This window comes from Lactiplantibacillus brownii, from assembly GCF_031085375.1.
GTDB classification, from domain to species: Bacteria; Bacillota; Bacilli; order Lactobacillales; family Lactobacillaceae; genus Lactiplantibacillus; species Lactiplantibacillus brownii.
In genome coordinates, this window is record NZ_JAVCWF010000001.1 from 2,347,771 (window position 1) to 2,362,735 (window position 14,965).

16 protein-coding genes are annotated in these 14,965 nt (G+C 42.8%); 6 read left to right on the forward strand and 10 right to left on the reverse strand.

The features are described from left to right. Positions 1-13 precede the first annotated feature (13 nt). Positions 14-838 (forward strand): LysR family transcriptional regulator, encoded by an 825-nt coding sequence (locus tag RA086_RS11080; protein ID WP_308703845.1) that lies wholly within the window; start codon positions 14-16, stop codon positions 836-838. Positions 839-906: 68 nt separating this feature from the next. Here RA086_RS11080 and asp1 read toward each other — a convergent pair whose 3' ends face one another. Next, positions 907-2,415 carry an accessory Sec system glycosyltransferase Asp1 gene (asp1, locus tag RA086_RS11085; RefSeq protein ID WP_308703846.1) on the reverse strand — a complete coding sequence of 503 codons (1,509 nt, stop codon included), beginning with the start codon at positions 2,413-2,415 and terminating at the stop codon, positions 907-909. A 1-nt stretch (position 2,416) separates the two neighbouring features. Further along, positions 2,417-3,958 (reverse strand): glycosyltransferase, encoded by a 1,542-nt coding sequence (locus tag RA086_RS11090; RefSeq protein WP_308703847.1) that lies wholly within the window; start codon positions 3,956-3,958, stop codon positions 2,417-2,419. Positions 3,959-4,355: 397 nt separating this feature from the next. On the opposite strand from RA086_RS11090, the gene apf reads away from it, so the two are divergent. Continuing rightward, entirely contained in the window at positions 4,356-5,243 is an 888-nt protein-coding gene (apf, locus tag RA086_RS11095) for an aggregation-promoting factor (RefSeq protein WP_308703848.1), read from the forward strand. 75 nt (positions 5,244-5,318) lie between these two features. On the opposite strand, the gene RA086_RS11100 is transcribed toward apf, so the two are convergent. Beyond that, entirely contained in the window at positions 5,319-5,855 is a 537-nt protein-coding gene (locus RA086_RS11100) for a bifunctional transcriptional activator/DNA repair enzyme AdaA (protein ID WP_308703849.1), read from the reverse strand. A gap of 141 nt (positions 5,856-5,996) precedes the next feature. Here RA086_RS11100 and RA086_RS11105 point away from each other — a divergent pair, with 141 nt between their 5' ends. The 3 genes from RA086_RS11105 to RA086_RS11115 are packed head-to-tail and all read left to right on the forward strand — an operon-like array spanning position 5,997 to position 8,669. Next, positions 5,997-6,515 carry a methylated-DNA--[protein]-cysteine S-methyltransferase gene (locus tag RA086_RS11105; protein WP_308703850.1) on the forward strand — a complete coding sequence of 173 codons (519 nt, stop codon included), beginning with the start codon at positions 5,997-5,999 and terminating at the stop codon, positions 6,513-6,515. 44 nt (positions 6,516-6,559) lie between these two features. Beyond that, the gene (locus RA086_RS11110; RefSeq protein ID WP_308703851.1) at positions 6,560-7,459 is read left to right on the forward strand and encodes an ABC transporter ATP-binding protein; all 900 of its coding nucleotides are present in this window, start codon (positions 6,560-6,562) and stop codon (positions 7,457-7,459) included. Then, on the forward strand, positions 7,452-8,669 hold the full coding sequence (locus RA086_RS11115; RefSeq protein WP_308703852.1) for an ABC transporter permease: 1,218 nt from the start codon (positions 7,452-7,454) through the stop codon (positions 8,667-8,669). The genes RA086_RS11110 and RA086_RS11115 overlap by 8 nt, the downstream gene beginning before the upstream one ends. A 106-nt stretch (positions 8,670-8,775) precedes the next feature. Here RA086_RS11115 and RA086_RS11120 read toward each other — a convergent pair whose 3' ends face one another. Genes RA086_RS11120 through RA086_RS11130 form a run of 3 tightly spaced genes read right to left on the reverse strand, consistent with a single transcriptional unit; the run spans position 8,776 to position 10,267 of the window. Beyond that, entirely contained in the window at positions 8,776-9,519 is a 744-nt protein-coding gene (locus tag RA086_RS11120) for an SDR family oxidoreductase (protein ID WP_308703853.1), read from the reverse strand. 10 nt (positions 9,520-9,529) lie between these two features. Then, on the reverse strand, positions 9,530-9,853 hold the full coding sequence (locus tag RA086_RS11125; protein WP_308703854.1) for a carboxymuconolactone decarboxylase family protein: 324 nt from the start codon (positions 9,851-9,853) through the stop codon (positions 9,530-9,532). A 12-nt stretch (positions 9,854-9,865) separates the two neighbouring features. Continuing rightward, complete coding sequence (locus tag RA086_RS11130; protein WP_308703855.1) at positions 9,866-10,267, reverse strand: cupin domain-containing protein; 402 nt, start codon at positions 10,265-10,267, stop codon at positions 9,866-9,868. A gap of 155 nt (positions 10,268-10,422) precedes the next feature. Here RA086_RS11130 and RA086_RS11135 point away from each other — a divergent pair, with 155 nt between their 5' ends. Further along, a complete protein-coding gene (locus RA086_RS11135) occupies positions 10,423-10,857 on the forward strand; it encodes a MerR family transcriptional regulator (RefSeq protein ID WP_308703856.1) in 435 nt (144 codons plus the stop codon). A 157-nt stretch (positions 10,858-11,014) separates the two neighbouring features. Here RA086_RS11135 and RA086_RS11140 read toward each other — a convergent pair whose 3' ends face one another. The 4 genes from RA086_RS11140 to RA086_RS11155 all read right to left on the reverse strand — a co-directional run bounded on the left by RA086_RS11140 (position 11,015) and on the right by RA086_RS11155 (position 14,882). Then, a complete protein-coding gene (locus RA086_RS11140) occupies positions 11,015-11,599 on the reverse strand; it encodes a hypothetical protein (protein WP_308703857.1) in 585 nt (194 codons plus the stop codon). After that, a complete protein-coding gene (locus RA086_RS11145) occupies positions 11,589-12,980 on the reverse strand; it encodes an AAA family ATPase (RefSeq protein WP_308703858.1) in 1,392 nt (463 codons plus the stop codon). Before RA086_RS11145 ends, RA086_RS11140 begins: the two co-directional genes overlap by 11 nt. Positions 12,981-13,173: 193 nt before the next feature. Beyond that, positions 13,174-13,629 (reverse strand): GtrA family protein, encoded by a 456-nt coding sequence (locus RA086_RS11150; protein ID WP_308703859.1) that lies wholly within the window; start codon positions 13,627-13,629, stop codon positions 13,174-13,176. A 17-nt stretch (positions 13,630-13,646) separates the two neighbouring features. Beyond that, entirely contained in the window at positions 13,647-14,882 is a 1,236-nt protein-coding gene (locus RA086_RS11155) for an ArgE/DapE family deacylase (protein WP_308703860.1), read from the reverse strand. Between the last annotated feature and the right edge of the window lie 83 nt (positions 14,883-14,965).

Sequence of the window (14,965 nt, forward strand, 5' to 3'; positions counted from 1 at the left end):
GAGCTGACTAACAATGCTCAAACAATTGGCAACATTTAAGGCAGTCTACGAGACGCGTAACTTTTCACAGGCCGCCGAACAACTATTCATCTCACAACCGACTGTCTCCAGCCAAATCAAACAATTAGAAACTGACCTACAGACACGACTATTCAACCGCAATGGCCGACAAGAAATTCAACCCACCGCGAGTGGCACCGTCCTTTATCGCCAAGCTCAAAAGCTACTCGAAGCTTGGGATACCACTAAACTAGCGGTCCAAGCGACAAGCCAGGCCCTGCCAACAACTATTCGACTGGGGGCTTCACATACCACCGCTAGTCTTATTTTACCCGGCTTGCTAACACAGTTGGCACCGCTCAGTGATCACTTTAATATTGAAGTCAGTTTGGCTAATTCTGCCGATATTCTGACCCAAATGACGCAACACCACTTAGATTTTGGCCTAGTTGAAAAACCACTTGTCACAGATCAATTGGCACGCTTAGCCTTTGGTCATGATGAATTGGTCCATGCCGGCCAATTTGACCAGCCACTTTGGTTATTACGTGAACCAAATTCTGGCGTACGTCATTACACCAATGCGTATTTAAAAGCTCAAAATATCCAGCCAACCACAACGATGATCATTCATAGCAATCAATTAATCGCAGACTTGCTGGCAGAAGGCATCGGCCAAACGATTATTTCAAAGCAAGTCTTAGCAGCAACTGTACCAGTGGAACCCTTGGCACCCAACTATCAGCGCCAATTTTTCCTGCTAACACCCACAACGGTTAAACCGGCTCTTAAACCCTTGCAAGCGAAAATCATCACGTATTTACAAAATAATGACTAACCAAAAATAAGACTAGCAACGGCTCAAAATAATAGCGTCGTTGCTAGTCTTATTTTTCATGATAATGATTAATTAACGATCTGTTGCCATTGTTCCCAAACTGCGGCATCGCCATACGCTTGACTACTTTGATAAGCGCCGTCGATCAACCGCTGCTGACGTTTCGAATTTTCAATGGCGCGCTTCATCCCAGCTGCCAGCTGATCAATGGCCCCATCTTTAATCAGATAGCCGTTCTTGCCATCTTTCACGACATCACGAGGACCATAATTTACATCATAGGCGATGACGGGCACCCCATGACCAAGCGCTTCGATCAATGATAACGGTTGGGCATCACTTTCACCCGCATAAACGTACGCGCCAGCGTGATCATAGACCTGACCTAAATTGGGCTGATAGCCCTCAAAAGTCACAACTTTGGTTAATTTCAACTTGGCAACTTGGGCCTTTAACTCATCCAAGGCCGAGCCATAGCCATAAATCGCCAAGGTTGCATCCTTGACGCCACGTTTAACGCGGTCAAATGCTGTGATAATTTGATCCACCCGGCGGCCTTGATCGACCCGACCAGTATAAATAATTTGGTGCGCATGCCGCTCAGCTAATGGCACCTTTGGCCGTGCCAGTTGATTAGCTGACACCACCCCAGCCGAAATCGCATAGATTGGGCGTGGCGATTGACCACCTAACCATTGTCCTAAATCCCGGCGCTGTTGATCTGTACTTGTAATAATGCCATCTAACGCGGTCAAATGCTGATGAATACCATAAACATAAGCATTATTCAAATTTGAATAAACCTGATCACGTGGATCGTTGGCATGGGGCGTCGGCAACCAAAGATACTTGCGAGCCGGCGTTTGCATATTAATCACCGGCCATTGAGCAGCCAGCGGTCGATCAGCGATAAAGGTATTTTGAGTGCCATTTTCACGATTGAGTTCATCTAAGAAGAAACGATACCATTCTTGTTCGCCATTAAAATAATAATCTTGACCGTGATAATCGATCAATTTGCACAATGACACATAATTGGCGCCAGCCGTATTGTGTGCATAATATTCTTCCGCAAAACGAGTGCCATTTGGTCGATAATATAATGCCGTAATGACTTCGCCGGTGGGTCCATAGAATTCATCACGGGCCTTAAATCCCCGTTCATCATAATCTGTCCGTTGTGCCAAGTTACCAAAGGAATCAAAAACTTCAATAAAGTAAACATGCCCAACCGTACTCGGGACAAAGTGAACTTTGGCCACTAAGCGATCCCCCTCGACTACTTCGCTAACGTTCGGATTAGGTTTGATATTATAGGCACGCGGAAAATTCAAATCATCAATTTTGATGACCTTAGTGGGATAAGTCAAGGTGCCACGAAAATAATCAAATAAGTTTGTCATTTGATCATCCGTCAAGTTAAATCGACGCATGTTTTGATGTAACAACGCATCAAATTGACGTGTGACCATGGTCGCCGCCACTTGATGATGCTTAAACAGCTGGAGTCGTTTAAATTCAGCATGTTCAACGCCTGAATTTAGCGCCATTAAATATTGATTAACAAAGAAAAACATCTCACGACTCCTCACTTTCCGTTTGATAAAAGGACTTGGCAGCCGCCATTAGCGGTTCCCACTGCGCCCAAACTGCTTTAGGACTGTACCGGTCAGCGTCCAAATAAGCTTGCGCGCTATAGGCTTGTAGGCGTTGCGGATCACTAAGTAACTTGATCATCGCCGTAGCTAGTGCCTCGATATTGTCCACTGGCACCAAATCGCCATCTTGACCATCGCGAATAATATCACGCGGCCCGTACTTCACATCATAAGCAATCTGTGGCACACCATGTGATTGACCTTCTAACAAAGCTAATGCAAAGCCCTCGGCTCGTGATGTCAGCATTGCCAATTGGGCATGGTCATAAACCGGTGCCAAATCTTGGGTGTAATCATTAAAAGTCACCGCATCCGTTAACTTCAAATCACGAACTAACTGTTTTAATTCTTTGCCCGTATCCCCATTTGCGTAACCCCAAAAGTCTAAGGTCGTCTTTGGTAACTGAGCATGCACTTTTTTAAACGCTCGTAAAACATGGCTTTGTTGTTTTTCTTCGGATAATCGTGCCACAAAAATAATCTTGCCCGGTGTGCGGCTTGACCACTTTGGATGAGGCGCTTTTAAAGTGGCCTCTGAAACAATCCCCACTGGAATCGTATATACAGGGGTTTGGTTGCCATAACGGTCAACAAAATCGGCAGTCTGTTGTGACGTCGCCGTAATAACCCCATTCCATGCGGATAAATTATTTAATGCATAGGAATAATTATAATTAAGGGTCGCCGTTTTCGGATGATCGGGATCATTCACATGATTACTGTGCAAGTGCATTACTTTGAACGCTTTGGTCTGCATTTGCAACGCTGAATAAGCCAATTCATAAGTCCGATCAATCACAAATACGGCTTGTGGCGTTTCCCGATTGAGTTCATCTAAGAAAAAGGTCGTCATGTGTTGCTCCCCAATAAAGGACCAATCTTGACCATGATAGTTAATGAAGCGATATAAGGAATTTTGTGTCACATTTTGACGATTGGGTAAGTGATACGTCTGATAAACCACGGCACCCTCAGGATTGAAAACTTGTTCTGTCGCGACTTGACCATCAAACGTATAAAACTGTTCCAGACCTTTGAATCCCCGAGTATCATACCAGTCAGTCTTCACCAACTTACCGTTCTGATCGTAAGTCTGCACATTATTGATTTGTTTATATTCTGGTGCGAACAAATTGACCCGCATCAGTAATTGATCTTGTAAATAAACATTGTAATTATGTTCTTCAGCTTGTACTCGTAAATTTTTGGGCAAATGTAAGTCGTCGATTGTTAGTTTGACCGGCTTAAAATCTGTCGACTGTTGAATAAAATCGAATAAGTTAATCTGATTGTTTTCAGCGATTCCAGCCGCTTTTAAGGTTTGATGTAGTGACAGTGAAAAGAACCGCGTCACTAATTTAGCCGGCACTTTTTTCTCATTAAATAGTGCGAGCCGTTTCATTTCAGCATGTTCAATGCCGGATTTTTTCGGATTAATACTAGTATTCACAAAGTAATACATTCTCTCGCCTCTCAAATATGTCATAGTGGTTAGCGTTGTCGATTATAGCAAACTTCCTTGATTTTTTAAGGCTTTAGGACGTCAATTTAACCCTTTTCTACAATATTTAAGCGGCCCTTTGGTAAAGCAAATAGCCAAAATAACAGTTTAAGCGCCGTTTATTGATGAAACTTTTAATAAATTGTGATGAAATTGTTAAATTGTTACAACAAGTTACAATAATCGCTTTTTATTACAAAAGTCCTGCAAACTGTAACTTGCCGTTTATTGTCTTGCAACACAGGGCGTCTATACTTAGCGTCGTTGTTTAGTAAATGCATCGAAAGCATTCGCTAAACCAGTAATTAAAAAATGACTAGTTATTCAATCGCAAACATACAGGAGTGAACTAATTTTTATGAAGATTAAAAGTATACTATTATCATCCGTAGCTGCCACTGGTTTATTTGCCATCGGAACCACGATTGCAAACGCCGATACCGTTACCGTTAAGGCCGGCGATACCGTCAGTGCCATTGCAGAAACGCACAAGACAACGGTAGCTGCGATCCAAAAAGCCAACAAATTAAAGAACGTTAATTTGATTTTTGTTGGTGACAAATTAGAAGTTAATGGCACTACCGCTAAAACAACTACTGTCACGGCAACCTTACCATCAAGTGCCGCTAGCCAAAGCAACGCTGCCAGTGCCAGCTCAACTTCGACAACCAGTGTTGCCAGTCAAAGCAGCGCAACCAGCGCTAGTTCAACTTCAACGACCAGTGCTGCGAGCCAAAGTAGCGTTCAATCAGCAGCTTCGACTTCAACGACTAGTGCAGCTAGTCAAAGTAGCGCAACGAGTGCTAGTTCAACCTCATCAAGTGCTGCCAGTCAAGCGAGCCAAAGCTCTGCTAGTGTCAGTGCGGCGTCAAGTTCAACCCCTAGCTCCGCTGCCAGTCAATCTTCAACTTCGACCGCAACGTCTGCTTCAACGACGAACTTGAGCTACTCAACCAACGCTAGTTCCAGCAATGCTACTAGTGCAACTACGACGACTAGCACAACAACTTCAACGAGTTCAAGCTCTGAAGCATCTGCTAAGGCTTGGATTGCCAACAAGGAATCCGGTGGCTCATACACTGCTTCTAATGGGAACTATTATGGTAAGTATCAATTGACTAAGTCATTATTGAATGGTGATTTGTCAGCTGCTAACCAAGAATCCGTTGCTAATGCTTACGTGACGTCCCGTTACGGTTCATGGACCGCTGCTAAGACGTTCTGGGAAGCTAACGGTTACTACTAAAATCAAAAGTTAATCAATCGGAGTCTGGGACAAAACCTAGGCTCCTTTTTTGTGATCTCTGATCCTTATCGTCGCTTATCGAAACGCACTAGGACGCTGTTGAAAGGCTTGCTTAAACACCGTACTAAAATACGCTGCCGACTGAAATCCACAGGCCGTCGCAATGTCACCAATACTCAAGTGAGTCGTTTGCAATAACTTTTTTGCCTGCGCCAATCGGACTTGTTTCAGATGAGCCATGGGAGTCTGCCCCGTTACTTGTTGATAAACATGATGTAAATAGTACGGCGCACCATGCGCGAGTTGGGCTAATCTCGTTAAATCCAAAGGCGCTTGATAATGGGTGGCAATAATCTGATTGATTTCATGCACCCATTCGTCTGTCGATACCAGCTCACCCGTTGGACGACAACGTTTGCACGGCCGAAAGCCGGCTTGCATAGCTGCCGATACAGTTGAAAATAACCGCAAATGGTCTCGTTTTGGTAACCGTGAGTGGCAACTTGGGCGACAAAAAATACCAGTACTCGTCACCCCATAATAAAATTGGCCGTCCTGCGTCACATCGTTACTCTGAATGGCCTGCCAACGTTGGTCCGTTAGTTTCAACATTAAAGTGCACCCCCTGCATTAAATTATACGGCAATTTAAGCGGCAGTCCATCATCGTTTGGTTTAAAAAGCAAGATTTTGAAACTTTTTCCGGCCTATTTCTGCTATACTGACGCTAAATTTATTTTTGGAGGAAACGAACATGCAACTCACACTATCGCAAGTAACGATCAATCAACAAACTTTTTGGCTAGGCAGTACCTTACAAGGCTTGGCCTTCGTTGGGCGTGCCAATGGTCCAGCCAATGAGTGGCGTGACTTGCTCCCAACCGCCACCAGTCAGATTGATCCTGCAGCGAATCAAGTCGCTGGCCGAGCACTCGCCGATTATCTGAATGGTCAGAAAACTGAATTCTCACTACCATTGGATCTGTCCCATGGGACACCTTTTCAACAACAAGTCTGGCAAGCCTTACGCGAAGTCCCTTACGGCGCCACTTGGACCTATTCAGAATTAGCACATAAACTGCAACGACCGACCGCGACACGCGCCATTGCTTCAGCCGTTGGACGCAATCCCCTTTTGATGGTGGTTCCTTGCCATCGGATCGTTCGTAAAGATGGGCAGTTAGGCGGCTATCGCGGCGGTTTAATCATGAAACAGCAGTTACAACAATTGGAACGGGTTAACCCCACGGAATCCGGTTGCAAACGGCACTAAACTACGCCATAATTAACCTAATCTAATTTATTGGGGGCAACAACATGCTATCGGTAGCGCATATCAGTAAAGATTTTGGGACACTGCATGCACTTAAAGACGTTTCTTTTGATGTCCATGACGGGGAAATCATGGGCTTAATTGGTCAAAACGGTGCCGGAAAATCAACGACCTTTCACAGTATTTTAAACTTTTTGAAATTCAACGGTGCCATCACTTGGAACGGCCGACCATTGACCGCAGAAGACTATAATCAAATTGGTTATTTGCCAGAAGAACGTAGCTTAATGCCCAAGTTGACCATTACCCAACAAATCGTTTATTTAGCACGACTTAAAAATCAACCAGCTAAAGTGATCAAGCCTAAAATTAACGACTGGATGCAACGTTTTGCAGTCAAAGGTCAACCCACAGATAAAATCAGTAAACTGTCAAAAGGGAATCAGCAAAAGGTTCAACTGATCTGCACCTTGATTCACGATCCTCAACTGATCATCCTCGATGAACCCTTTAGCGGCCTCGACCCGGTTAACTCTGACTTATTAAAACAAGCCATTTTAGCAGCAAAGCAACGTGGGGCAGCCATTATTTTTTCAAGCCACGACATGAGTAACGTCGAGGAAATCTGTGATTCGTTAGTGATGCTACGTAACGGCGAATTGATCCTAAAAGGAAAAATCAATGCTGTTCGCAATCAATTTGGCCGTACCCGTTTGTTTTTAACAACGCCTTGGACCACAGATCAATTAGCGGCCTTACCCGATGTCGCCTCAGTCAAAGCTCTGGGTGACCAACGCTATCGACTGCAATTAACCACTGCCGATGCCGGTCCTGCAATCTTTGCAGCGGTGACACATGGCGACTACATTCAAGAATTTAGTCAACAACCACCAACCTTGGACGAAATTTTCCGAACTGAAGCTGGAGGTGTTGACCATGAATAAGACTTGGATCGTCACTAGCGAAACCTATTTACGCCAAACCAAATCATGGAGTTTCCTAATGCTGGTACTCATGCCGTTTTTATTTATCGGGATGACGTTTGGGATTACTTACGTCGCCACGCCGAATAAGAGTAAAAGTGACATCGCCGTTGTCAGCACCAACTCGGCCTTACGAACGAGCTTCATGAAACAAAGTGGCATTGCCACCACGAAAAAGTATGCCAATGCTGTGGCAGCTCAAAAGGCCACCAACCGAAGTGACATCAACGGTTATGTCGTTTTAAAAACAACCAAGGAACAAGTGAGTGCGACCTTTAATGGCCCCAACGAGATCAGTAGTGGTGACCAGGCCAAGATTCAACGTTTCTTGGCCACGACACAGTCCCAGCTGAATGTGCAACGGGCAAAATTATCACCAACACAACAACAAGCCTTAGCGATCCAGCCCAAATTCAAGCAACAATTGCAAAAAAAGACCGCTTCGAATAAAGCGGCCAAAACCATTTCATTTTACATTTTGGTTTTCTTCGTTTACTTGATTTTGACGACCTACTCCTCGATTACCGCCCAAGAAATCGCCGCGGAAAAGGGAACCAAGATCATGGAGGTCATCTTCTCTAGTACGACACCACGAAAATACTTTAATGGTAAAGTTTATGGTGTTTTGTTGATGATCGTCACACAACTTTTAGTTTACCTGCTCGGCGGTGCGCTGGTTGTCCAGTTTGCCCAACATAGCCGTATCACAGCCGGTCTTTGGCAACAATATTCAGGGGTGATTGGCAAAGTACTGCATAACCTACTATCCATTAATTTATTATTTGCCTTAGCCGCTGTCTTACTTTACACGGTCGTTTCTGCCTTTTGTGGCGCACTAGTCACGCGGGTTGAAGATGCTGGCAAAGCCTCACAACCTGTCATTTACTTGAATTTATTGACCTTTGCAATGGCAATGGCTTTTCAAGGCAGCCCAAGTAGCGGTATTGTCACAGTCTTCTCATATATTCCATTCTTCTCGTCTTACTTGATGCCACTACGCTTGATCAACGCGACGGCCACCATGCCACAAGCAATCATTTCGATGGTGATTTTATTAGCAACCGTCGTTGGTAGCATGTGGTATATTGGCAAGATTTATGGCGGTTTAATGTTACAAACCGATGAACTTGGTTTCTGGGGAAATCTAAAACGAGGTTTGAGTTTGAAATAGCGCTTTTATCCATCACTTATCCACTAAAAAGGGACTACCATCCGTCAATCGAGATGGTAGTCCCTTTTTAGTGGTGGTCAGATCTGAACCACTACAGTCTAAACTGTTAGGCTTGTTTCGTTGGATAAATTGTAAATTCGTTAACATTAACGTCTTCCGGTTGATCTACCGCAAAGTTAACCACGTTGGCAACGGCATCTGGGCTAATCCCGACTTGCTTGTAGAAAGCATCCATGCCTTGCTTCGTACTTTTATCCGTGATCGTGTGCAATAATTCGGTATTAATTGCGGCTGGATATAGACTAGCGGTCCGAATATTAGTCCCTTCTTGCGCGCTTTCCATCCGAATCACTTCCATTAAGTTACGAACGGCAAACTTAGTCGCACCGTAGACGCCAGAACCAGCAAAACTCTTAATGCCGGCCACTGATGAAGTCGTGATGATTTGACCGTGTTTTTGCGTCGTGAAGATTGGCATCACAGCCGCAACCCCGTGCAAAACACCCTTCAAATTGATGTCGATCATAGCGTCCCATTCATCTGTGTGTAAAGCACTGATTGGTGAATTTGGCATAATCCCAGCATTATTGAAGATCACATCTAAGCCGCCAAATTGTGTCTGAGCGAGCTTCACTAAGCCATCAACATCCGCTTGTTTGGTCACATCCGTCACCTGATAAGCTGCGGTACCGCCGGCTGCTTCGATATCTTTTACAATTGCTTGCAGCCGTGCTTCACGCCGCGCACCTAGGACAACCTTGGCGCCATTCTTAGCTAATAACTTAGCCGAAGCTTCCCCAATTCCTGATGAAGCCCCAGTAATCACGATAACTTTATTTTTAACCGTCATAAATATCCTCCTATTTATCGCCGAAAACTTCTTTAGCCACACCCATGGCTGACCAAGCTTTGGCCCAGCCAGCATAGAAGGCCAAATGTGTGATTTCTTCGACAACTTCGTCTTTTGTTAACCCATTTTGTTTGCCCATTTCTAAATGCGCTTTTAATTGTGGAAACGCACCACTCGTCATTAAACTGGCGATGGTAATCATACTGCGATCGCGTAAACTCAGTTCCGATTCACGGGACCAAACTTCACCAAATAATACATCATCATTGAGGGCGGCGAACTTAGGGGCGAAATCGCCCAAATTATCGCGACCCGCGGTTTGTTTTTTAGCCATGTTTAATTCCTCCTAACCTAATTTTGCGTATGCGGCATCATCAACAGGTTCAAGCCATTCGCTCGTGCCTTTTGTGATGGCAACGTGTGAGAACCAACTATCCTTAGTTGCGCCATGCCAGTGTTTGACCCCTTCATGGATCGTCACACTGTCGCCAGCATGTAATAATTGTGCTGGTTTGCCAGCTTCTTGATACCAGCCTTCACCACCAGTTACTAGCAAAATTTGAAAGCCATTATGATGAATGTGCCAATTATTACGGCAACCAGGTTCAAAGGTCACGTTTGAAACGTTCACATCAATTTCATCACCGGGTTCTGATAAGCCTTGTAAATAACTTTGCCCAATAAAATACTTAGCGTACGCCGTGTTCTTGGTTCCTAAACCGAAAATGCCACTTTTACTTTCTGACATATTGAATTCCTCCTAAATTTGTTTTGCTCACTTAACGATGAATTCATCATATTACTTAAAGTACACTTTAAGTCAAGTGTATTTTCTAAACTTGTTAAAATAATTTTTCGTGCTATTATCGTTATTAAAGTTACTTGAAGAAAGGACATGATTTTTTGCCAATAGACACTGAAACACGTTATTCGATTGGTGATTTTGCTAAAGCAGTCGGCTTAACCGCCCCAACCTTACGTTATTACGAAACAGAAGGTCTGATCGAGCCACATCGCTTAGACAACGGCCGCCGCTACTATGAAGCTGCCGATATCAATTGGGTCAAATTCCTCCTTCATTTAAAGGGAACTGGCATGAGTATCAGCGAGCTCAAACAGTATGTTGTTTGGCGAGCAGCTGGAGACACCACAATTCCCGAACGACTGGCCCTTCTCAAAAAAGTTAAGGGCGACTTTCTAGTGCAATTTAACGAAGTGCAACATCACTTGCAGATTCTCAACGATAAAATTAATTGGTATGAAGAAAAAGAAGCTGGCGTCACCACCGACCAAGAAAGCTTTCGCGCCTATCTTGATCGTTTTGGACACCATGAATGAGATCATTTCATCACGTCTAGTCAAGGTTTTGACTGGGCGTTTTTTTGTTTTAATCAAAAGAATTCACAAATCAGGCTTTGAAGCTAGTACACTCATGAGCGACTATGCTTAAAACTTGATTTGTGAATTTTTGATATTACTGTTAGCAAAGAACAGCTTAAAATCTTGGACGCTGTTCAAGGCAATATTTTAACAAAACATCTAAATTTGTTTTCTTTGATTGTGCCATTTCAGTCATTAATTTTTCCACTGCGGCAACATCGGCAATGACTCCGTTAGCGCCAAAAACTTGGATATACTGGTGTTTTTCTCGATTCGTCTTAGCCACAAACTCAAAGCCAATATCTTGTAAAACATCTTCAAAGTTTTCTAAACAATAGATTGGCGTAATATACGGTTGCAGTTCATGACGTCCCAGACCACTAATATGACCTTCAATATAGTTTTGACGCACCGAGACGTCTTCACAATCATCTACATCCATAATTGTGAAGATTCGACAACCAATCAATTGATGCTTTTGATAACGGATTGTTGGAAAATGATTTGTTAATGCTCGTACATTTTTAAATTCACGATTTTTAAAATAGCCAGGTAGTGCGGTTATCTGAATACTTGAACGACCTTTATCCCGCGCAACTACCTCAATATTCAATCTGAGCTTTGATTTAATAGCCTTCATTAAGGCATATTCAGATTGACCATGAACAATGATGACAGCACTAACAAAGTTATTCATCATCGGTAGAATCCCCCAATGTGCTCAATATATCATAAAAATCAACATCATCAGCATACGGGATTCCTGAAAAATAACCATTTAAGTACATTTTTTGAACATTATTATGAGCAGCAATATTTTCTTTACTTGCTTTGGACAAATTGACAACCTGCTTATTTCCTTCAACATCGGTTTGAATGACATACAACGCCGATAAATCCAATTGGCGCATCACTTGTGTGTCATGAGTTGTCACAATCAGCTGACCACTGATATCTTCTTGAAGATTATCGATTAACCGATCAATAAGCAGATCATGAATACCTTGATCAATTTCATCAATAATAACCGTTTCACCACGGACCACATTTAAGAATAGCGGTAAAAGATTCAATAGTTTTTTCGTCCCATTTGATTCTAAATCAAACGGAATGGTTAACTGCTGTCCACCGACCCGCTTACGGACAAATAAACGATAGTCCAACTTATCGTTATCGGTTTTAACGCGATAAAACACTTCTAATATATCACTATACAGCGGCACAAAATATTGATTTAATGCCCTTTTAGTCACTGCTAATCTTTGCTCATTCTCACTAGTTTTCTTTAATTGTCCTTGATTTAAATCGCCTAGCATACTGTTAAAACTATTGACACCGGTCGCCATGTCAGTGCGAAAAGCAATTTTTCCAAAATTAGCGATGACTTTTAATAAATTCGATGAAATATTTTTTTTAATATATTTCTGATTGGTATCAGCTACGAAACTCGTCAAAATAGATAGAAACGTATGTGTCCCCCAAAGTCGCTCAACAGAATCATCAATTAAGGTGCCAATCTCATTATTCTTGAATAGCGTTGGGCTCCAGACATAATTGATGTCACCTGCAGAAGAACTCTTAATTTCAAACAGCTTTCCGCTACTTCGATGGATCAAATAGTATAACGTTTCAGAAGCGAGGTACATTTTATCATTACGATCAATTTCAAATAAAAGCTCATAGTAACCGCTATGCCCATCAAACTCGAAGTCATAACGAATCCGCATAGGAGCCGTTGTCCCAATCATATGCGTACTACGATTAAATATTTGTGATAATTGCCGATAATTCATGCTTCCCGAACGAATAAAGGTCAACATTGATTCTGGAATTCGATTGTTACCATCCTCATTTAAGCTTTTGTCAGCAGCGACTTGGGTCTGAATCTCAGTCCATTGCTTCTGCGTCTCTACAGTTCTGAGTGAGAGGCTCAAATTCATAAATGCCGACACAATGTTAGATTTGCCTGCGCCATTTTCGCCATAAATCGCAACGACTTTCTTTGGCTCATTTGCTTTAATCATTTTAAATTTTAAATTTTTAAACACTTTATAATTTTCAATTTCGAGTCCTGTAAACATAGCAATCCTCCATATTTTCATACAAAATGTATAAATAAAGTCGTTTTATAGCTATATTGTAGTTGAAACACTTTATTGTTACAACTAATCAGAGCTAAAAAAAGATATTACAGATGATTTCCTGTAATATCTAAAAAGCGCTGGTTAAAATGACTATTTTTTTTATGAAATAAGCTGATTTAGCCCATCTTAGCTAATCCTTTTTAAAGACTAACCATTTCGACAAGAAGTAGTTCGCCACTAAGGCAATGCCATGACCGATCACTTTTGTCATGGTTCCATTAACGGATAGTACTGAAATACCTAGCCATAAAATGACCGCTTCAATCAAATAAGTCGCCACCCGAGTGCCATAAAAAGTCCCGACTTCCTTGACCAAGCTTTTGGTCTCATGCTGGAACACAAACATCTTATTGACAATAAATGAGAATAGCACGCTTAAGAACCAGTCAATCAAGTTCGCAACTTGATATTCGATACCGAAAGTATGATAGAGCAAGTAAAACAAAGCCACGTTGAAAACAACCGTAATGACACCCCATAAGGCATACAATTGTAGTTCATTGTTGGCTTTCTCCTCTACCGCCTCAATTTCTTCTTCAAGTTCCGCCTCAGTATGTGGTACTGGACGTTTCTTATCTTTGTCCATCCATCAAGCCCCCACTTTTATGCTAATAATTTTGTAAATAATTGTTCATATAACTTAATAAAGCGTTGATACATATCCAGATCAACATATTCATTGACTTGGTGAGCCGTAATATTTCCGGGGCCAAACACAATGATTTCCAAATCTGGATTCTTAACAATGTAAGACGACGCATCGGTCCCACCTGGCGCACCAAAATATGGTAACGCCTGTGTCAAAACTTGCTCACCAATTTGTTTGGCTAGTTGCACTAGGTTGGCATCCGCTGGCGTATGAACCGGATAGAAACTATCCTGGACATTTAGCGTCAATTCCGCACCAGCAGCGTTGCAATCCGCAATAATTTTTTCCAGCGCGGCAATAATTTTATCGTTACGTAGTTCTGGAATCGTCCGAATTTTGACCGCCATCTCGGCGCTAGCTGGCACGGTGTTGATCTGTTCGCCACCCTTAATTAACGTCACAACTGGCACCGTCGCACCTAATACTGGATTAACGACCTCTTTGAAGCTATCAAAGTAAGCCTGTTGTTGTTGATAAAAAGTCATCAACATATCAATCGCATTTTTCCCAATCGTTGGCATTGAACTATGCGCCGCAATGCCTTTAGCCTGTACTGTGTACGTCAATGACCCTTTATGGGCGAGTTCGATGAAATGTTGCTCCGTTGTTGGATTAGCGGCCATCATTTTTTCGGCCGTCTCTGCATCAACGCCTAACATGGCTTGAATTGGTTTTTGCGTGAGGAGTTGCTTGTCGGCGCCACTAGGTTCCCCAACGATTAGCGCATCTAAGTCGTCAGCGTAACCTTGTTCCACAAGTTGTTCGGCACCTAAATGGCCATCTTCTTCACCAACTGTCGCCATCAAACGTAACGTCCCATGTAATGGCACCGCGGCTTCTTTTAAATTAATCAAGGCAAATACGCCAGCCATCAAACCGGCTTTCATATCAGTCGCACCGCGGCCAAACAAGCGATTGTCTTTAATAGCTGCCGACAATGCAGGCACCGCCCACTGACTTTCATCGCCTAAAGCGACGGTATCTTCATGCCCATCAAAACCGACGACCGGACCGTTGCCATCACCAATTTCAGCCACTAAACTAGTACGGTTGGGCGCGTAGTTAATTAACTTGGCGTCGATACCATGCTGTTTTAAGAGCTTAGCAAGATAATCAGCCACCGGCTTTTCGTTGTCGTTGACCGTATTCATTTTAACAATGTCACTTAATGCTTGGATAGTTGTATCCATATTAGTCACCTCAAAAACGTGTTTAAACTGATAAACACAATTTGTATTGCAATTCGATTACATCACTTTTTACGCGCTGGTGC